Here is a 19,207-nt window from a genome sequence, read left to right on the forward strand (position 1 = left end):
AGCCCGGCCCGCAGGGACAAGAAGTCCCTGCGAGGAGAACGAACGATCGCCGGATGGGTCACGAGCGCCATACTGGTTGAGTTATGGAAATCGTCATCCTTCTTGTAGTCATCGCCGTGGTCGTGATCGGTGCGCTCGGCGGGCTCGTCGTCGGCAGCCGCCGACGGAAGCAGCCGCCCCCACCGCCCCCCGCCACGCCCGACATCACCGCCCCTCCGGCCGAGCCGCACGTCGGCGACGAGGCCGAGACGCCGCGCGAGGAACCGCGCCGGACGATCGAGGAGGTGGATCTTCCGGACACCTCGGGGGCCGTTGCCGTCGAGGAACGCCCGGCCGCACCCGAGATCGAGATCCCGGAGCCGACCGCCGGGCGCCTGGTGCGTCTGCGCGCCCGGCTCTCCCGCTCGCAGAACGCGCTCGGCAAGGGGCTGCTCACGCTCCTCTCGCGCGAGCACCTGGACGAGGACACCTGGGAGGAGATCGAGGAGACGCTGCTCACCGCCGATGTCGGCGTGCAGCCCACCCAGGAGCTGGTCGAGCGGCTGCGCGAGCATGTGAAGGTGCTCGGCACCCGCACGCCCGAGGAGCTGCGCGGCCTGCTGCGCGCGGAGCTGCTCGCGCTGGTCGGCCCCGACATGGACCGCACCGTGAAGACGGAGCCCGAGGCCAGCAAGCCCGGCATCGTGATGGTCGTCGGCGTCAATGGCACCGGCAAGACCACCACCACCGGCAAACTCGCCCGCGTCCTGGTGGCGGACGGCCGCACCGTCGTACTGGGCGCCGCCGACACCTTCCGTGCCGCCGCGGCCGATCAGCTCCAGACCTGGGGCGAGCGGGTCGGCGCCTACACCGTGCGCGGGCCCGAGGCCGGCGACCCCGCCTCCGTGGCCTTCGACGCGGTCAAGGAGGGCAAGGAGATGGGCTCGGACGTCGTGCTCATCGACACCGCGGGGCGCCTGCACACCAAGACCGGCCTCATGGATGAGCTGGGCAAGGTCAAGCGCGTGGTCGAGAAGCACGCGCCGCTCGACGAGATCCTGCTGGTCCTGGACGCCACCACCGGTCAGAACGGCCTCGTCCAGGCCCGTGTCTTCGCCGAGGTCGTCGACATCACCGGCATCGTCCTGACCAAGCTCGACGGCACGGCCAAGGGCGGCATCGTCATCGCCGTCCAGCGCGAACTGGGCGTACCGGTCAAGCTCGTCGGCCTGGGTGAGGGCGCGGACGACTTGGCGCCGTTCGAGCCGGAGGCGTTCGTTGACGCTCTTATCGGAGACTGAGGCCGGCTACCAGAGTTGGTACGTGATCGGAGAAGCGCCCGCCCCCAAGGTGCAGTTGGGAGTGGGCGCTTCGCTCTGTGCGGCTATGCGCGTGACCGGTGCGCCACGTAAGCCAGTGTCCCCAGCAGCAGTCGGGCCGCGGGTGGCTTTGTCGCGGAGTCGAGGGCGGGGGAGCGGAGCCAGTGGACCGGGCCGAGGCCGGCGCGGTCGGAGGGTGGGGCCGTGATGTATGTGCCGGGGCCGAGGCCGTGCAGGTCGAGGGTGGCGTCGTCCCAGTCCCAGCCCATGCGGTAGAGGAGCTCGGGCAGTTCGGCCGCTGTGCCGGGGGCGACGAAGAAGTGGGCGCGGCCGTCCGGGGTCGCCGTCACGGGGCCGAGCGGGAGGCCCATCCGTTCGAGGCGGATCAGTGCGCGTCGTCCGGCGGGTTCGGCGACCTCGATCACGTCGAAGGCGCGTCCCACCGGCAGCATCACGGCGGCGCCGGGGAAGTCGGCCCAGGCCTCGGTCGCCTGGTCGAGCGTGGCGCCGGCCGGGATGACGGGGGCGAGGTCCAGTGGGTGTGCGCCGGGTGCCGGGCAGTCGGCCCGGCCGCAGGAGCAGGATCCCGCGGCCGCTCGGGCGCCGGGCACCACGTCCCAGCCCCACAGGCCGGTGAACTCGGCCACGGTGGTGCACTCCGAGGAGCGACCGCGGCGACGTGAGCCGGGCCTGATCTCGCGCATCCCACGGCTGCCGCCGATCGTGAAGCCCATGCCCCCTCCAACAGGTTCAGCGCACCGATGGTTACGTGAAGGAATCGGAACGTAACCCTGTGTTCCCGGCGCCGACTTGGGTCAAGCAGCGTCCGGAAGCGCTCCGGGTGGTGCGCTTGGCTCCGTGCGCCCCGGTGTGCACCGTTCCGCCACTCCTGGCCGTCCTGTGTCAAGTGAATCGCGGTCCGGCAGCCGGGAGTTCATTCGAAGGGGTGGCGAATGGTGGCGTTTCCGTATCCGCCATGGCCCAAGTGGTGATCGTAGGATTACTGTGAGTGCACGACTCCTGGGGACGCTCGCACTCGTGAGTATGCCGGAGGCAAGTCGACTCTTCGTTCGACAGGTGAGAACCGCCGGACGGGCGACCGTATTTACCGGCAATCTGGTAGGGCTTGGCGCACACAGCGCAACAAGTGGTTTCAGGAATGGGGGCGTGCCAGTGGGCGGCAACGGCGGAAGCGCGGCGAACGCTACGAACGCTGACAAGCGCCCCAATGAGCTGCTCGGCTCCTGGTTCGTGCGCAGCGGCTGGTCCAAGGGCGAGCTGGCGCGCCAAGTGAACCGCAGGGCCCGCCAGTTGGGGGCCAATCACATCTCCACGGACACCTCTCGCGTACGCCGCTGGCTGGACGGGGAGAACCCGCGCGAGCCGATCCCGCGCATCCTGTCCGAGCTGTTCTCCGAGCGCTTCGGCTGTGTCGTCGCCGTCGAGGACCTCGGCCTGCGCTCCGCCCACCAGTCACCGTCCGTGTCCGGCGTCGACCTGCCGTGGACGGCCCCGCAGACCGTCGCCCTGATCAGCGAGTTCTCCCGCAGCGACCTGATGCTGGCCCGCCGCGGCTTCCTCGGTGCCTCGCTGGCCCTCTCCGCCGGTTCGTCACTGATCGAGCCCATGCAGCGCTGGCTGGTGCCCGGCCCCGCCAATCCCCGCCAAGAACCCGAGCCCCAAGCCGTCGCGCGTCGCGTCGGCCGGCTGTCCCAGCCCGAGCTCGATCTGCTGGAGACCACCACGGTCATGTTCCGGCAGTGGGACGCGCAGTGCGGCGGCGGTCTGCGTCGCAAGGCGGTCGTCGGCCAGCTGCACGAGGTGACGGACCTCCTCCAGGAACCCCAGCCCGAGGCCACCGCCAAGCGCCTGTTCAAGGTCGCCGCCGAGCTGGCCGAGCTGGCGGGTTGGATGAGCTACGACGTCGGGCTGCAGCCCACCGCGCAGAAGTACTTCGTCCTCGCCCTGCACGCCGCCAAGGAAGCCGCCGACAAGCCGCTCGGCTCGTTCATCCTGTCCAGCATGAGCCGCCAGATGATCCACCTGGGGCGGCCCGATGACGCCCTGGAACTGATCCACCTCGCACAGTACGGAGGCCGCGACTGCGCGAGCCCTCGTACGCAGTCCATGCTGTATGCGATGGAGGCCCGGGCGTACGCCAATATGGGCCAGCCCGGCAAGTGCAAGCGTGCCGTCCGGATGGCCGAGGACACCTTCGCCGACGCCCAGGAGTTCGACGAGCCCGAGCCCGACTGGATCCGGTTTTTCTCGGAGGCGGAGCTGCACGCCGAGAACTCCCACTCGTACCGCGACCTCGCCTATGTCGCGGGTCGCAGCCCCACCTATGCCTCGCTCGCCGAGCCCGTGATGCGGAAGGCCGTCGACCTCTTCGAGAAGGACACCGAGCACCAGCGTTCGTACGCACTCAACCTCATCGGGATGGCCACGGTGCACCTGCTGCAGCGGGAGCCCGAGCAGGGTGCGGTGTTCGCCAGGAGGGCGCTGGGAGTCGCCAAGAAGGTCCGCTCCGAGCGGGTCAACACCCGTATCCGAAAGACCGTCGACACGGCCGTACGCGACTTCGGGGAGCTCACCGAAGTGGTGGATCTGACCGAGCAGTTGGCCCTGGACCTGCCCGAGACCGCCGACGCGGTCTGACCCCTCAAGCCCCGGCCGCGGCCCGCCTTCCCTTACCGCCCGACTCGGCTCCCCACGCCAGGTCATCGGATGGCAGGCCGCGGTCGGCTGCTCACCTTCGCCCGAAGGTTGCGCCACGATAACGATCGCGCGAGCGGACATCCGGCAGTTCATCAATGCGTAACACACGACGCGTCTTCGTCACGGCGGCGAAACATCGAGGCGCTTCGACGGAAACGGCGCTGCGCCAATCTCGTGCCGCATAACCGGCCCACCCCTCTGCCCGCTCAGGCTTCCCCCGCACGGGGCCGTACCAACGACGAGGAGACGCCGATGGCACCAGCCATCACCCTGGCCGCAGACGCACCCACGCTGTCTGCCGCCAACACCGGGTTCATGCTCATCTGTTCTGCCCTGGTGATGCTCATGACACCGGGCCTGGCCTTCTTCTACGGAGGCATGGTCCGCGTCAAGAGCACCCTCAACATGCTGATGATGAGCTTCATCAGCCTGGGGATCGTCACCATTCTGTGGGTGCTGTACGGCTTCTCCATGGCGTTCGGTACCGACTCCGGCAGCATCATCGGCTGGTCCTCGGACTACGTCGGGCTCAGCGGCATCGGCCTCACGCAGCTCTGGGACGGCTACACGATCCCGATCTACGTCTTCGCCGTCTTCCAGCTGATGTTCGCCATCATCACGCCCGCCCTGATCAGCGGCGCCCTCGCGGACCGTGTGAAGTTCTCGGCGTGGGCCCTGTTCGTCGCCCTGTGGGCCACGGTCGTCTACTTCCCGGTCGCGCACTGGGTCTGGGGTGCCGGCGGCTGGGCCTTCGAGCTCGGTGTGATCGACTTCGCCGGTGGTACGGCGGTGCACATCAACGCGGGTGCCGCAGCGCTCGGCGTGATCCTGGTCATCGGCAAGCGCGTCGGCTTCAAGAAGGACCCGATGCGCCCGCACAGCCTGCCGCTGGTCATGCTCGGCGCCGGTCTGCTGTGGTTCGGCTGGTTCGGTTTCAACGCCGGCTCCTGGCTCGGCAACGATGACGGCGTCGGCGCGCTGATGTTCATCAACACGCAGGTCGCCACCGCCGCCGCCGTACTCGCCTGGCTCGCCTACGAGAAGATCCGCCACGGCGCGTTCACCACCCTCGGTGCCGCCTCCGGCGCGGTCGCCGGTCTGGTCGCGATCACCCCGTCCGGTGGCGCGGTCTCCCCGCTCGGCGCGATCGCCGTCGGCGCCATCGCCGGTGTGCTGTGTGCCATGGCCGTCGGCCTGAAGTACAAGTTCGGCTACGACGACTCGCTCGACGTCGTCGGCGTCCACCTCGTCGGCGGTGTCGCCGGCTCCCTGCTCATCGGCTTCTTCGCCACCGGCGGCGGCCAGTCCGACGTCGCGGGCCTCTTCTACGGCGGCGGCCTGGACCAGTTCTGGAAGCAGTGCGCCGGTGTCTTCGCGGTCCTCGGTTACTCTCTCGTCGCCTCCGCGGTCCTCGCCTTCCTGATCGACAAGACGCTCGGGATGCGGGTCAGCGAGGACGAGGAGGTCGCGGGTATCGACCAGGCGGAGCACGCCGAAACCGCATACGACTTCAGCGGCGCCGGCGGCGGCTCCGCCCGGAGCGCGAATCCGGCCCCGGTTCCGTCGGAGTCCAAGAAGGTGGACGCATGAAGCTCATCACCGCAGTCGTCAAGCCTCACCGGCTCGACGAGATCAAGGAAGCCCTCCAGGCCTTCGGCGTGCACGGACTGACGGTCACCGAGGCCAGCGGTTACGGTCGTCAGCGGGGACACACCGAGGTCTACCGCGGCGCCGAGTACACCGTCGACCTGGTCCCCAAGATCCGTATCGAGGTGCTGGCCGAGGACGACGACGCCGAACAGCTGGTCGACGTCATCGTCAAGGCGGCCCGTACCGGCAAGATCGGAGACGGCAAGGTCTGGTCCATCCCGGTCGAGACGGCCGTCCGGGTCCGGACCGGCGAGCGCGGACCCGACGCGCTGTAAAGAGAAGAACAGGAGTCGCTGGGTGACGAGTACGGAAGTACGTACGGAAGCAGAGGACTCGGGACCCAGCGGCTATGCGGCGGCCCGGCTGCGCCTCCTCCAGGAGGGGGCGCGGTCCGGGCCGCCGCGCCGTGCGGCCCTCGCGGAACTGACCGACGACTGGCTCACCGGTCTGTTCGACGCCGGAGCCGAAGGGCTGCGCGGCGTCTCCCTCATCGCCGTCGGCGGCTACGGCCGCGGCGAACTCTCCCCACGTAGCGACCTCGACCTGCTGCTCCTGCACGACGGCAGCGCCGACCCGGACGCGGTCGCCGCCCTCGCCGACCGCATCTGGTACCCCGTGTGGGACCTCGGCCTCGCCCTCGACCACTCCGTCCGTACGCCGGCCGAGGCGCGCAAGACCGCGGGCGACGACCTGAAGGTCCAGCTCGGCCTGCTCGACGCCCGCCATCTCGCGGGCGACCTCGGCCTGACCGCCGGACTGCGTACGACCGTCCTCGCCGACTGGCGCAACCAGGCGCCCAAACGCCTGCCCGAACTCCAGGAGCTGTGCGCCGAACGGGCCGAGCGCCAGGGCGAGTTGCAGTACCTCCTCGAACCGGACCTCAAGGAAGCGCGCGGCGGACTCCGCGACGCCACCGCCCTGCGCGCCGTCGCCGCCTCCTGGCTCGCGGACGCCCCGCGCGAAGGCCTCGCCGACGCGCGCAAGCGGATACTCGACGTCCGCGACGCCCTGCACCTCGCGACCGGCCGCGCCACCGACCGGCTCTCGCTCCAGGAGCAGGACCAGGTCGCTGCGGAACTCGGCCTGTTGGATGCCGACACCCTGCTGCGCCAGGTGTACGAGGCCGCCCGCGTCATCTCGTACGCCAGTGACGTCACCTGGCGTGAAGTGGGGCGCGTGCTCAAGTCGCGCGCCGTACGCCCGCGTCTGCGCGCCATGCTCGGCGGTGGCAAGCCGGTCCCCGAGCGTTCCCCGCTGGCGGAAGGCGTCGTCGAGCAGGACGGCGAGGTCGTCCTCGCCCGCGCCGCCCGCCCCGAACGCGACCCGGTGCTGCCGCTGCGTGCCGCCGCCGCTGCCGCCCAGTCCGGACTGCCGCTCTCGCTGCACGCCGTCCGCCGGATGGCCGCCGTGGCCCGCCCGCTCCCCACGCCCTGGCCCGCCGAGGCCCGCGAACAGCTGGTCACCCTGCTCGGCTCCGGCCCTTCGACCATCGAGGTCTGGGAGGCCCTGGAGGCGGAGGGCCTGATCACCCGGCTGCTGCCCGACTGGGAGCGCGTCCGCTGCCGCCCGCAACGCAACGCCGTCCACATCTGGACCGTCGACCGGCACCTCATCGAGACCGCGGTGCAGGCCTCCGAGCTGACCCGCCGCGTCGGCCGCCCCGACCTCCTCCTGGTCTCCGCGCTGCTGCACGACATCGGCAAGGGCTGGCCCGGCGACCACTCCGTCGCAGGCGAGATCATCGCGCGCGACGTGGCCGCCCGGATCGGCTTCGACCGCGCGGACGTCGCGACGCTCGCCACCCTCGTACGCCATCACCTGCTGCTCGTCGAGACGGCGACCCGGCGCGACCTGGAGGACCCTGCGACGGTGCGCTCCGTCGCCGAGGCGGTCGGCTCGCAGGGCACGCTGGAGCTGCTGCACGCGCTCACCGAGGCGGACGCGCTGGCCACCGGGCCCGCCGCCTGGTCCTCGTGGCGCGCTTCCCTGGTGGCCGACCTGGTCAAGCGGGTCTCGGCCGTACTCGCCGGGGACGTCCCCGAGGAGCCGGAGACCGCCGCGCCCACCGCCGAGCAGGAGCGGCTCGCGATCGAGGCGTTCCGCACCGGCAGCCCCGTACTCTCCCTGCGCGCCCAGACCGAGCCGCCGTCCGAGGACCCCTCGGGCGAGCCGGAACCCCTCGGCGTGGAACTGCTCATCGCGGTGCCGGACCAGTCCGGGGTGCTGCCCGCCGTGGCCGGCGTACTAGCGATGCACCGGCTCACCGTGCGTACGGCGGAGCTGCGGGAGCTGGATCTGCCGGACTCCGTCCAGGGCTCCGAGGGCTCCGTGCTGCTCCTCGACTGGCGTGTCGCCGCCGAGTACGGCTCGTTGCCGCAGGCCGCCCGGCTCCGCGCGGACCTCGTGCGCGCCCTCGACGGCTCCCTCGACATCGCCGGGCGGCTCGCCGAGAGGGACGCCGCGTATCCCCGGCGACGGGGGATCATCGCGCCGCCGCCGCGGGTGACGGTCGCTTCGGTCGGGTCGCGGCGGGCCACGGTGATCGAGGTGCGGGCCCATGACGCGCCCGGGTTGCTGCACCGCATCGGGCGGGCCCTGGAGGAGTCGAACGTCCGCGTGCGGAGCGCGCACGTCTCCACACTGGGCGCGAACGCGGTGGATGCCTTCTACGTGACGGGTCCCGAAGGGGCGCCGCTGCCGGGGGAGGAGGCGGCTTCGGTGGCCCGGGCGCTGGAGGAGACGCTTCGGGAGTGAGGGCGTGACCTGGGGGCCGGGTTGTGCCTTTACCTGATGTGTTCCCCGCCGACGCGGGGTATGGCCCTCGCCCGGCCCGGTGGTCGGGCGAGGGCCACTTATTTGCCCCGGCCGGATACTCTGGAGTGCGATTCACCTGCCCCCGACCTGAGGACCGACGAGCGCCGTGTTCGATACTCTCTCCGACCGCTTGGCGAATACCTTCAAAACCCTGCGGGGCAAAGGCCGCCTCACTGAGGCGGACATCGACGCCACGGCGCGCGAGATCCGTATCGCCCTGCTCGAAGCGGACGTAGCCCTTCCGGTTGTCCGGGCCTTCATCAAGCGTGTGAAGGAAAGGGCACTGGGCAGCGAGGTCTCCAAGGCGCTCAATCCATCGCAACAGGTCATCAAGATCGTCAACGAGGAGCTCGTCGGCATCCTCGGCGGCGAGACCCGCCGGCTGCGCTTCGCCAAGCAGCCGCCGACCGTGATCATGCTCGCGGGTCTGCAGGGCGCCGGTAAGACCACGCTCGCCGGAAAGCTCGGCAAGTGGCTCCAGAGCCAGGGCCACACCCCCGTGCTCGTCGCCTGCGACCTCCAGCGTCCGAACGCCGTGAACCAGCTGAGCGTCGTCGCCGAGCGCGCGGGCGTCGGCGTCTACGCGCCCCAGCCGGGCAACGGCGTCGGCGACCCGGTCCAGGTCGCCAAGGACTCCATCGAGTACGCGAAGCAGAAGCTGCACGACGTCGTCATCGTCGACACCGCGGGCCGGCTCGGCATCGACCAGGAGCTGATGCAGCAGGCGGCCGACATCCGTGACGCGGTCTCGCCCGACGAGATCCTCTTCGTCGTCGACGCGATGGTCGGTCAGGACGCGGTCAACACCGCCGAGGCCTTCCGCGACGGCGTCGGCTTCGACGGTGTGGTGCTCTCGAAGCTCGATGGTGACGCCCGCGGTGGTGCGGCGCTGTCCATCGCGCATGTCACCGGCCGCCAGGTCATGTTCGCCTCGAACGGCGAGAAGCTGGACGACTTCGACGCGTTCCACCCGGATCGCATGGCGTCCCGCATCCTCGGCATGGGCGACATGCTCACGCTGATCGAGAAGGCCGAGCAGACCTTCTCGCAGCAAGAGGCCGAGCAGATGGCCTCCAAGCTGGCCTCCAGCAAGGGCAAGGACTTCACGCTCGACGACTTCCTGGCCCAGATGGAGCAGGTCAGGAAGATGGGCTCCATCTCCAAGCTGCTCGGCATGCTCCCGGGCATGGGCCAGATCAAGGACCAGATCAACAACCTCGACGAGCGCGACGTCGACCGTACGGCCGCGATCATCAAGTCGATGACTCCGGGCGAGCGCCAGGACCCGACGATCATCAACGGCTCGCGGCGCGCGCGTATCGCCAAGGGTTCCGGTGTCGAGGTCAGCGCGGTGAAGGGCCTGGTCGAGCGGTTCTTCGAGGCGCGCAAGATGATGTCCCGCATGGCCCAGGGCGGCGGCATGCCGGGTATGCCCGGGATGCCGGGCTCGGGAGGCGGCCCCGGTCGGCAGAAGAAGGCGCCCAAGAAGGCCAAGGGCAAGCAGCGCTCCGGCAACCCCATGAAGCGCAAGCAGCAGGAGCAGGAGGCCGCGGCCCGCCGCGAGGCCGCGAGCCAGGCCGGGGGTGCCCTCGGCCTGCCGGGCGGGCAGCAGCCGCAGGACTTCGAACTGCCCGACGAGTTCAAGAAGTTCATGGGCTGAGGGGTTTTTCCGTACGTCGCTGAGGGCGCCCCTCTTCGGGAGGGCGCCCCCAGCGACGTAATGGGGCCCCGACTCCTTAAGGCGTACGCGCGATCAGGTACCGGAACACATTCGGCATCCACACCGTGCCGTCGCGTCGCTGATGCGGATGGAGCGCTTCCGTCAGCTCCTTGTCGACCTGGGCCTGGTCGGTCGCGGCGACGGCCGCGTCGAAGAGCCCCGTGGACAGCAGGCCGCGTACCGCGTTGTCCATGTCGGCGTACCCGAAGGGGCAGGCCACCCGCCCGGAGCCGTCGGGCCTCAGGCCGGCGCGCTGGGCGACCTCCTCCAGGTCGTCGCGGCGGGCGGGGCGCCAGCTCCCCGTACTGCGCAGGGGGTCCGCCAGCTTGGTGGCGACCCGCAGCACGGACGAGGTGGCGCAACGTTCCGGCGGACCCCAGCCGACCAGCACCACCGGAGTCCCGCGGGCAGCGAGCGGTGTCGCGGCCGACAGGAGCTCGCCGAGCCCTTCGGAGTCCCCGGCCATGCAGCCGATCGGTTCGAAGGCGGTCACCAGGTTGTACGCGGGCGTCTTCACGTCGGCCGCGTCTTCAGGGGTCCCATCGACCAGTCGCACCTCGGCACGCGCGCGCGTGCCCCACGTTTCGGGCAGCAGACGTTCCCTCGCGAGGGCCAGCCGTTCGGGTGTGCACGAGTCGACACCGGTGACCGTGGCGCCCCGTGACGCCGCCATCAGGAGGGCGAGGCCGGAGCCGCAGCCGAGGCCGAGCAGGCGGGTCGAGGGGCCTACTTCGAGTCGTTCGTAGACGGCTTCGTAGAGGGGGACGAGCATCCGTTCCTGGATCTCGACCCAGTCACGCGCGCGTGAGCACGGGTCCACACGGGACGTGGGTCCAGCGTGAGGCAGGTGCTGCCGCACGAGCGTAGGTGTCATAAAGCGCCCCAATCCACCGAGAGTTGCTGCTGTGCCCCGATTCCTTTGCCCCCGTGCAGTGCGCTGGCACTCCCCCCGTATGCCAGGAAACTCCGCGCTCGTCGTGGCGTCCAGGGGTTGCGGGCCTCTGCTTGTGTGCCACCTGTACGCGCCTCAATGCGCCCTGGCCGGTTGGCGCTCGGAGGAATAATTCGGTCACGATCGGGACAGTGGTCGCCGTACCCTTCGCACCATGGCAAAGGCACCTGTTCTCACTCCCCGGGCGGACGATTTTCCGCGCTGGTACCAGGATCTGATCACCAAGGCCGAGCTGGCCGACAACGGACCGGTGCGCGGCACCATGGTGATCCGACCGTACGGGTACGGGCTGTGGGAACGGATGCAGCAGGACATGGATGCCCGCATCAAGGAGACGGGCACCCAAAACGCGTACTTCCCGCTCCTGATCCCGCAGTCCTACCTCGCCAGGGAGGCCGACCACGTCGAGGGTTTCGCGCCCGAGCTGGCTGTGGTCACACATGGCGGCGGCAAGGAACTCGAGGAGCCCGCCGTCGTCCGCCCCACCTCAGAGATGATCATCAACGCCTCCTTCTCGAAGTGGGTGCAGAGCTACCGCGACCTGCCGCTGCTGATCAACCAGTGGGGGAACGTGGTGCGCTGGGAGCTGCGTCCGCGCCTCTTCCTGCGGACCACCGAGTTCCTGTGGCAGGAGGGGCACACCGCGCACGCCACGTACGAGGAGGCGCGTGATTTCGCGGCCCGTATCCAGCGCCACGTCTACGCGGACTTCATGGAGAACACCCTCGCGATGGACGTCGTCCTCGGCCGCAAGACCACCAAGGAGCGCTTCGCGGGCGCCATCAACACCCTCACGCTCGAAGGCATGATGGGCGACGGCAAGGCCCTCCAGCTGGGCACCAGCCATGAGCTCGGCCAGAACTTCGCGAAGGCGTTCAACACCCGCTTCCTGTCGAAAGAAGGCACGCAGGAACTGGTCTGGCAGACCTCCTGGGGATCGACCACCCGCATGATCGGCGCCCTGGTGATGATGCACGGCGACGACAACGGACTCCGGATCCCGCCCCGTCTCGCCGCCGTCCAGGCCGTCGTCCTCGCCGTGAAGGGCGACGACGCGGTTCTGGCCAAGGTCCGCGAGATCGGCGACCGGCTGAAGGCGGCAGGCGTACGCGTCCACGTGGACGACCGCACGGACACGCCGTTCGGCCGACGCGCCGTCGACTGGGAGCTCAAGGGCGTACCCGTACGCATCGAGGTCGGCCCCCGTGACCTGGAGAGCGGCACCGCGATGCTGACCCGGCGCATCCCTGGCAGCAAGGAGCCGGTGGCGATCGACTCGCTCGCCGGCCTGCTGCCCGCTGTCCTGGAGGAGGACCAGACGCTTCTTCTGCGGCAGTCGCGCGAGCGCCGTGAGTCCCGTACGGCCGAGGTGTCGACGATCGACGAGGCCGTCGAGGCGGCAGCCGCCGGCGGCTGGGCGCGCATCCCCTGGGCCGACCTTGGCGCGGAAGGCGAGGCCAAGCTGGCCGAGCACGCCGTGACCGTACGGTGTCTGGTCGCCGAGGACGGGTCGGTTCCCGAGTCCGAGGGCGCACCCGGTAACGTCGCCGTCGTCGCGCGCGCTTACTGAGGCCCGACGAGAGCGGCTGAAAACGCCTCTTGCGCAACTGATGACTCCAGGTGCCCCGACGCGCGGACATCGTCTACGCGTCGGGGCGTACGTATGACTACGTACCAGCTTGGTATGAGCTGTGAGGCTTCTCCGCAGATCAGCGCACCCGCCCTCGTCCGGACGCATCAGCGGCAACTGACGGGTACGTGCAAATTATTTGGGATGCCCCGGAATAGGAACACACGGGCACTCAGGCTCGTTGTCACGACGTGAGCACGACACCACCTGTTCTCGCCGCAGAGCTGGCAGGGGCGTGGGCCGACATTCAGCGGCACCACCCCGAACTGCCGGATCTTGCCGCGCCCGAGTCCCTGATCGGGGAGTCGTCGTCCGCCTGCGGACACGAGCTCTCCTTCGAGCGACTGCTTCATGAGGCAGTCCACGGCATCGCCGCCGCCCGAGGAGTCCGAGACACCTCCCGCGCCGGCCGGTACCACAACCGCAGATTCCTCGCTATTGCCGAGGAGCTGGGCCTCGACCACCGCGAGGAGCCGCATCCCAGCAGTGGCTTCTCGCTGGTCACGCTCAGCCCCGAGGCGAAGCGGCGCTACCGCCCGACGATCGAGCGGCTGACGCGCGCCCTCAAGGCGCACACCGCCGCGACCACCACCGACACGGCCCGCAGCTTCCGGGGCCCTGCCGCCCGGCACGGCTCCTCCGGAGGAGGTGTCCGGGTCAAGGCGGTCTGCGACTGCGGGCGTAACGTCCGCGTCGTCCCGTCGGTCCTTGCCCAGGCGCCCATCGTCTGCGGCGGCTGCGGGAAGCCGTTCCGCATCCCCGAGGTGGTCGGCGCCGCAGCGGGCTGAGCGGCGCCCCGGACGGGGATGGTGACCCCCGTGGCCGTCCTGGTGACGGCCACGGTCCCGGTTCGGCATGCCCGTCCACGTATGGCAGAATGGCTGGCTGTACTCGACAGCCGCACAGGACCCCTCTCTCCTCCGGCTGACGCGTCCATCGGGCACTCGGGTACCGCAACCCCACGCGGCAATCTCGCCGTGCCCAACCACGTCAAGACCAGGAGACACCACTTCCGTGGCAGTCAAGATCAAGCTGAAGCGTCTGGGCAAGATCCGTTCGCCTCACTACCGCATCGTCGTCGCCGACTCCCGTACCCGCCGTGACGGCCGGGCCATCGAGGAGATCGGCCTGTACCACCCGGTACAGAACCCGTCGCGTATCGAGGTGGACTCGGAGCGCGCGCAGTACTGGCTGTCCGTCGGCGCCCAGCCGACCGAGCCGGTGCTCGCCATCCTGAAGAAGACCGGCGACTGGCAGAAGTACAAGGGCGAGCCCGCCCCGCCGCCGCTGCTGCAGCCGGCGGAGAAGGCCGCCCGTCCGTCGTTCGAGGCCCTTGGCGGCGACGACGAGGGCAAGGGTGAGGCCATCACCCCGAAGAAGAAGGCTGAGAAGAAGGACGAGGCCAAGGCCGAGTCTTCTTCCTCTGAGTCGACCGAGGCCTGAGCATGCTCGAGGAGGCTCTCGAGCACCTCGTGAAGGGCATCGTCGACAACCCCGACGATGTGCAGGTCGCCTCGCGCGACCTGCGTCGCGGGCGTGTCCTCGAGGTCCGGGTGCACCCCGACGACCTTGGCAAGGTGATCGGTCGCAACGGCCGCACCGCGCGCGCCCTGCGCACCGTCGTGGGCGCCATCGGCGGCCGCGGAGTCCGCGTCGACCTCGTCGACGTGGACCAGGTTCGCTGACGTATACGCAACACCGGCTCGGGCCGGGGAGGGCCACTGGGCCGTCCCCGGCCCGTAGTCGTACGACAGGAGATCAAGCACTGTGCAGCTGGTAGTCGCTCGCGTAGGCCGTGCCCACGGCATCAAGGGCGAGGTCACCGTCGAGGTACGCACCGACGAGCCGGAGCTGCGGCTCGCGCCCGGCGCCGTGCTGGCCACGGACCCCGCCTCGGCCGGCCCGCTGACCATCGAGACGGGCCGTGTCCACAGCGGCCGTCTGCTGCTGCGCTTCGAGGGCGTACGCGACCGGACCGCCGCGGAGGCGCTGCGCAACACCCTGCTGATCGCCGAGGTCGACCCGGACGAGAGGCCCGAGGCCCCGGACGAGTACTACGACCACCAGCTGATGGACCTGGACGTCGTCACCAAGGATGGCGCCGAGGTCGGACGGATCACGGAGATCTCGCATCTGCCCTCGCAGGACCTCTTCGTGGTGGAGGGGGCCGACGGCAGCGAGGCGCTGATCCCGTTCGTCGCGGAGATCGTCCTGGAGATCGACCTGGAGCGGCAGCGGGCGGTCATCGACCCACCGCCGGGGCTGATCGACGACCAGGCGGCCCGCGACGAAGTCGCTGATGGACCCAGCGTCTCCTCCAGGGATGCTGAAAACGCGTCCTCCGGAGAAGAGGCGTAATGCGGCTCGACGTCGTCACGATCTTCCCCGAGTACCTGGAGCCCCTGAACGTCTCCCTGGTCGGCAAGGCACGCGCGCGTGGACAGCTGAATGTGCACGTGCATGATCTACGGCAGTGGACGTACGACCGGCACAGCACCGTCGACGACACCCCCTATGGCGGCGGCCCCGGCATGGTCATGAAGACCGAGCCCTGGGGCGAAGCCCTGGACTCCGTGCTCGCGGACGGCTACGAGACCGGCTCTCACGCGCCCGCTCTGGTCGTCCCCACGCCCAGCGGTCGGCCCTTCACCCAGGAACTCGCTGTCGAGCTCTCGGGGCGGCCCTGGCTGCTGTTCGCGCCCGCTCGCTACGAGGGCATCGACCGCCGCGTCATCGACGAGTACGCGACCCGGATGCCTGTCTACGAGGTGTCCATCGGCGATTACGTCCTGGCCGGCGGCGAGGCGGCCGTACTGGTGATCACGGAGGCCGTGGCGCGGCTGCTGCCCGGCGTCCTGGGCAATGCAGAGTCACACAGGGACGACTCCTTCGCACCCGGCGCCATGGCGAGCCTCCTGGAGGGGCCCATTTACACGAAGCCGCCCCAGTGGCGCGGCCGAGGCATCCCGGACGTCCTGCTCAGCGGCCACCACGGGAAGATCGCCCGCTGGCGCCGCGACGAGGCCCTGCGGCGTACGGCGGCCAACCGGCCGGACCTCATCGAGCGCTGCGACCCTTCGGTCTTCGACAAGAAGGACCGCGAAATGCTCTCCATCCTGGGTTGGGCCCCGGACCCGGAGGGGAAGCCCTACGGCCGATTTTGGCGCAGGCCAGAGGGCGTGGAAGAATAGACCGCTGCTGTACGTCGTCCAGCGTGCGCCCCTGCCACAGGGGGACACGACGCCCGCCCCGACACGGCAGCCCACCTCCTGGAAACCTAGTTCCCGTTGATGACCTGTGGCATCAGCGAAGAAAGCAGACGATCATGTCTCACCTGCTCGACTCCGTCGACGCCGCGTCGCTGCGCAGCGACGTCCCGGCCTTCCGCCCGGGCGACACGGTCAACGTCCACGTCCGCGTCATCGAGGGCAACCGCTCCCGTGTGCAGCAGTTCAAGGGCGTAGTCATCCGTCGCCAGGGCGCTGGTGTCCGTGAGACCTTCACGGTCCGCAAGGTCTCGTTCTCCGTCGGCGTCGAGCGCACCTTCCCGGTGCACACCCCGATCGTCGAGAAGATCGAGCTCGTCACCCGCGGTGACGTCCGTCGCGCCAAGCTGTACTACCTGCGCGACCTGCGCGGCAAGGCCGCGAAGATCAAGGAGAAGCGCGAGAGCTGAGCTCGCGCCGGGTTCATATGCGGGCCGGATAGCATCTGGCCCGATGGACGCCGAAGCACAGTCGACGGAGCGCGACCGCTCCTCCCGCCCTTCCGAAGCCGAGGAGATCTCGGCCACAGAGGGAACGGAGGGACGGTCGCGTTTCTCGTTGGTGTCCTGGGCCGCCGACTGGCTTCCCGGTGGTCGTATCAGCCTCACTGTGCTCTTCTGCTTGGTTTTTCTGCTGCTTTTGAGTCGGTTTGTGATGCAGCCGTTCCAAATTCCCAGTGGTTCGATGGAGCCAGGATTGAGGATCGGGGACCGCGTTCTCGTAAATAAGTTGGCGTACCGTTTTGGTGCCGAGCCGAACCGCGGCGATGTCGTCGTGTTCGACGGCACCGGCCATTTCGGCAGCGCCGACTACATCAAACGAGTCGTCGGTGTGGGGGGAGACCGTGTGGTCTGCTGCGACAGGCAGGGGAGGATCGAGGTGAACGGCCGGCCGGTCGACGAATCGACGTTTCTGTACCCGGGGAACAAGCCGTCCGAGGTGCCCTTCGACGTCGTTGTGCCCGACGGCACCCTGTTCGTCCTCGGCGACCACCGTGGCGACTCCAGTGACTCCCGCGACCATCTGGGCTCACCGGGCGGCGGCATGGTTCCTGTAGGTGACGTGATCGGCAGAGCCGACTGGATCGCCTGGCCCACGGACCACTGGACCCGCCTGGACCCCGCCGACGTCTACGCGCGCGTGCCCGCCCCGGAGGCGAACGAGCTGAACACAACGGTCGGTGCGCATGGGTAACCGAGGACGACCGCGCGGAAGCCACCGCGTCGACACCCGACTGCCCACCGGATACCGGCCGACCAGCGGCCGCGTAGGCCCCGGGCGGGCCGAGCGGCGCAAGCTCGCCCGCAAGGTCAAGCGGCGAAGGCAGCGCTCGGCGATCAAGGAGATACCGCTCCTCATAGGCGTCGCCCTGCTCATAGCCCTCGTCCTGAAGACGTTCCTCGTCCAGGCCTTCGTGATCCCGTCGGGCTCCATGGAGCAGACGATCCGGATCGGTGACCGCGTCCTGGTCGACAAGCTCACCCCGTGGTTCGGCTCCAAGCCCACACGCGGCGACGTCGTCGTCTTCAAGGACCCCGGGGGATGGCTCGAGGACGAGCAGCCGATCGCGAAGAACGAAGACCCCATCGTCGTCAAGCAGGTCAAGCAGGTGCTGACCTTCATCGGCCTGCTGCCCTCCGAGAACGAACGGGACCTGATCAAGCGGGTCGTCGCGGTCGGCGGTGACACCGTCAAGTGCTGCGACGCCCAGGGCCGCGTCACCGTCAATGGCATGCCTCTCAATGAGGCTTACATCCATCCCGGCAACAAACCCTCCTCGATCCCGTTCGAGGTGAAGGTGCCCGCGGGCCGTCTGTGGGTCATGGGCGACCACCGGGACAACTCCGCCGACTCCCGTTTCCACCGCACCGAGGCTTACAACGGCACCGTTTCCGAAGAGGAGGTTGTCGGCCGCGCCATGGTCATCGCCTGGCCCATCGGCCACTGGCGAGGCCTGGAAGAACAGGACACCTATGTGTCCGTGCCCGACGCGCCCGGCGGGTCGACCACCGCCCTCGGCGCGTCGCATAGGGTGGCCAATGCGGATCGATACGGATTGATCCCGCTCCCGAGCCCTGCGGAACTCCCGCTCGTTATGGGAGTGGTGGGCCTGCGCCGCACAGGGCGCGGGTGGTGGCACGGAGTGAGGAGTGGATGTGGGGGATTTGGCGGTCGGAGCACGGTCCGGGCACGAGGGTCCGGAGGAGAAACCGGAGCGACCGGAACAGACGGCTCCCCCGGCCACTGAGGACGTCGTGCCCTCCGCGGGCGACTCCGGATCCGGAGACGGCGGTGACAGGCACGAGCAGGGCGGCGAGGACGCCCCGAAGCCGAAGAAGCAGCGGTCCTTCTGGAAGGAACTCCCGCTTCTCATCGGTATCGCGCTGGTCCTCGCACTGCTGATCAAGACCTTCCTGGTGCAGGCGTTCTCGATCCCCTCGGACTCGATGCAGAACACCCTTCAGCAGGGTGACCGCGTCCTGGTCGACAAGCTCACCCCGTGGTTCGGCTCCGAGCCCGAGCGCGGCGAGGTCGTCGTCTTCCACGACCCCGACGGCTGGCTGGCGGGTGAACCGGCCCCCAACCCGAACGCGATCCAGACGGCCCTCAGCTGGATCGGCCTGATGCCGTCCGCCGACGAGAAGGACCTCATCAAGCGGGTCGTCGCGGTCGCCGGAGACACCGTCGAGTGCAAGGGCACAGGGCCGCTGAAGGTCAACGGCAAGGAGCTGGACGAGCCGTACGTGTACCCCGGGAACACGCCGTGCAGCGTCGACGACTCGGGCGGCCAGTTCAAGAAGACGGTACCCCCGGGCAAAATCTGGGTCATGGGTGACCACAGGCAGAACTCTCTGGACTCCCGCTACCACCAGCAGGACGAGAACGACGGCTTCGTCCCCGTGGACAACGTCGTGGGCCGCGCCATCGTGGTCGCCTGGCCGCCCACCCGCTGGTCCACGCTGCCGGTGCCGGAGACCTTCGACCAGGGACTCAGCGCCGCGGCTCCGGGCGCGCTGGGCCTCGCGGGCGCGGTGCCCCTGGTGTTGTGGCGCAGGCGCCGGATTACCGTCGGAAACGCCAGGGTTTCTGGGCGGGGTACCGCCAGGTAGGGTGCCATCCCAGATCGCCGATCTTCCGAGGGCCGCAGCGAGGGCCCCG

Annotated in this window: 18 protein-coding genes; 16 read left to right on the top strand and 2 right to left on the bottom strand. The window is 69.5% G+C overall.

All coding sequences use genetic code 11. The annotated features are described in order from the left end of the window. Window positions 1–83 precede the first annotated feature (83 nt). The gene (gene ftsY / locus ACYVO6_RS27185) at window positions 84–1,280 is read left to right on the top strand and encodes a signal recognition particle-docking protein FtsY (RefSeq protein WP_461065560.1); all 1,197 of its coding nucleotides are present in this window, start codon (window positions 84–86) and stop codon (window positions 1,278–1,280) included. A gap of 83 nt (window positions 1,281–1,363) precedes the next feature. Here ftsY and ACYVO6_RS27190 read toward each other — a convergent pair whose 3' ends face one another. After that, entirely contained in the window at window positions 1,364–2,032 is a 669-nt protein-coding gene (locus ACYVO6_RS27190) for a bifunctional DNA primase/polymerase (protein WP_461065562.1), read from the bottom strand. A 439-nt stretch (window positions 2,033–2,471) separates the two neighbouring features. On the opposite strand from ACYVO6_RS27190, the gene nsdA reads away from it, so the two are divergent. The 5 genes from nsdA to ffh all read left to right on the top strand — a co-directional run bounded on the left by nsdA (window position 2,472) and on the right by ffh (window position 10,140). Then, window positions 2,472–3,956, top strand: coding sequence for a transcriptional repressor NsdA (gene nsdA / locus ACYVO6_RS27195; protein WP_461065686.1), 1,485 nt, complete (start codon window positions 2,472–2,474; stop codon window positions 3,954–3,956). 312 nt (window positions 3,957–4,268) lie between these two features. Further along, window positions 4,269–5,606: an ammonium transporter gene (locus ACYVO6_RS27200; RefSeq protein WP_461065564.1), complete on the top strand. Its 1,338-nt coding sequence runs from the start codon at window positions 4,269–4,271 to the stop codon at window positions 5,604–5,606. Then, entirely contained in the window at window positions 5,603–5,941 is a 339-nt protein-coding gene (locus tag ACYVO6_RS27205; RefSeq protein ID WP_165263595.1) for a P-II family nitrogen regulator, read from the top strand. Before ACYVO6_RS27200 ends, ACYVO6_RS27205 begins: the two co-directional genes overlap by 4 nt. Window positions 5,942–5,963: 22 nt before the next feature. Continuing rightward, the gene (locus tag ACYVO6_RS27210; protein ID WP_461065566.1) at window positions 5,964–8,420 is read left to right on the top strand and encodes a [protein-PII] uridylyltransferase; all 2,457 of its coding nucleotides are present in this window, start codon (window positions 5,964–5,966) and stop codon (window positions 8,418–8,420) included. A gap of 166 nt (window positions 8,421–8,586) precedes the next feature. Continuing rightward, window positions 8,587–10,140, top strand: a complete 1,554-nt coding sequence (gene ffh / locus ACYVO6_RS27215) for a signal recognition particle protein (protein ID WP_461065568.1) — start codon at window positions 8,587–8,589, stop codon at window positions 10,138–10,140. Between the two features lie 76 nt (window positions 10,141–10,216). Here the strand turns inward: ffh and ACYVO6_RS27220 are convergent, their stop codons facing one another. Further along, on the bottom strand, window positions 10,217–11,074 hold the full coding sequence (locus ACYVO6_RS27220; protein WP_461065570.1) for a type 1 periplasmic-binding domain-containing protein: 858 nt from the start codon (window positions 11,072–11,074) through the stop codon (window positions 10,217–10,219). A 232-nt stretch (window positions 11,075–11,306) separates the two neighbouring features. Here ACYVO6_RS27220 and proS point away from each other — a divergent pair, with 232 nt between their 5' ends. The 10 genes from proS to lepB (ACYVO6_RS27270) all read left to right on the top strand — a co-directional run bounded on the left by proS (window position 11,307) and on the right by lepB (ACYVO6_RS27270) (window position 19,158). Then, complete coding sequence (gene proS / locus ACYVO6_RS27225; protein WP_461065572.1) at window positions 11,307–12,722, top strand: proline--tRNA ligase; 1,416 nt, start codon at window positions 11,307–11,309, stop codon at window positions 12,720–12,722. Between the two features lie 251 nt (window positions 12,723–12,973). After that, a complete protein-coding gene (locus tag ACYVO6_RS27230; protein ID WP_461065574.1) occupies window positions 12,974–13,570 on the top strand; it encodes a hypothetical protein in 597 nt (198 codons plus the stop codon). Window positions 13,571–13,796: 226 nt separating this feature from the next. Further along, the gene (rpsP, locus tag ACYVO6_RS27235; RefSeq protein WP_328768364.1) at window positions 13,797–14,225 is read left to right on the top strand and encodes a 30S ribosomal protein S16; all 429 of its coding nucleotides are present in this window, start codon (window positions 13,797–13,799) and stop codon (window positions 14,223–14,225) included. Window positions 14,226–14,227: 2 nt separating this feature from the next. After that, the gene (locus ACYVO6_RS27240) at window positions 14,228–14,467 is read left to right on the top strand and encodes an RNA-binding protein (protein ID WP_033321114.1); all 240 of its coding nucleotides are present in this window, start codon (window positions 14,228–14,230) and stop codon (window positions 14,465–14,467) included. 82 nt (window positions 14,468–14,549) lie between these two features. Then, window positions 14,550–15,140 (top strand): ribosome maturation factor RimM, encoded by a 591-nt coding sequence (rimM, locus tag ACYVO6_RS27245; RefSeq protein ID WP_461065576.1) that lies wholly within the window; start codon window positions 14,550–14,552, stop codon window positions 15,138–15,140. Then, window positions 15,140–15,973, top strand: a complete 834-nt coding sequence (gene trmD / locus ACYVO6_RS27250) for a tRNA (guanosine(37)-N1)-methyltransferase TrmD (RefSeq protein ID WP_461065578.1) — start codon at window positions 15,140–15,142, stop codon at window positions 15,971–15,973. The genes rimM and trmD overlap by 1 nt, the downstream gene beginning before the upstream one ends. 134 nt (window positions 15,974–16,107) lie before the next feature. After that, window positions 16,108–16,458: a 50S ribosomal protein L19 gene (rplS, locus tag ACYVO6_RS27255; protein ID WP_019760519.1), complete on the top strand. Its 351-nt coding sequence runs from the start codon at window positions 16,108–16,110 to the stop codon at window positions 16,456–16,458. 43 nt (window positions 16,459–16,501) lie between these two features. Next, window positions 16,502–17,242 (top strand): signal peptidase I, encoded by a 741-nt coding sequence (gene lepB / locus ACYVO6_RS27260; RefSeq protein WP_461065581.1) that lies wholly within the window; start codon window positions 16,502–16,504, stop codon window positions 17,240–17,242. After that, window positions 17,235–18,296 carry a signal peptidase I gene (lepB, locus tag ACYVO6_RS27265; RefSeq protein WP_461065583.1) on the top strand — a complete coding sequence of 354 codons (1,062 nt, stop codon included), beginning with the start codon at window positions 17,235–17,237 and terminating at the stop codon, window positions 18,294–18,296. The genes lepB (ACYVO6_RS27260) and lepB (ACYVO6_RS27265) overlap by 8 nt, the downstream gene beginning before the upstream one ends. Continuing rightward, window positions 18,205–19,158 carry a signal peptidase I gene (gene lepB, locus ACYVO6_RS27270; protein ID WP_461065585.1) on the top strand — a complete coding sequence of 318 codons (954 nt, stop codon included), beginning with the start codon at window positions 18,205–18,207 and terminating at the stop codon, window positions 19,156–19,158. Before lepB (ACYVO6_RS27265) ends, lepB (ACYVO6_RS27270) begins: the two co-directional genes overlap by 92 nt. The last annotated feature ends 49 nt before the right edge of the window (window positions 19,159–19,207 follow it).

The organism is Streptomyces pseudoechinosporeus (assembly GCF_054783935.1).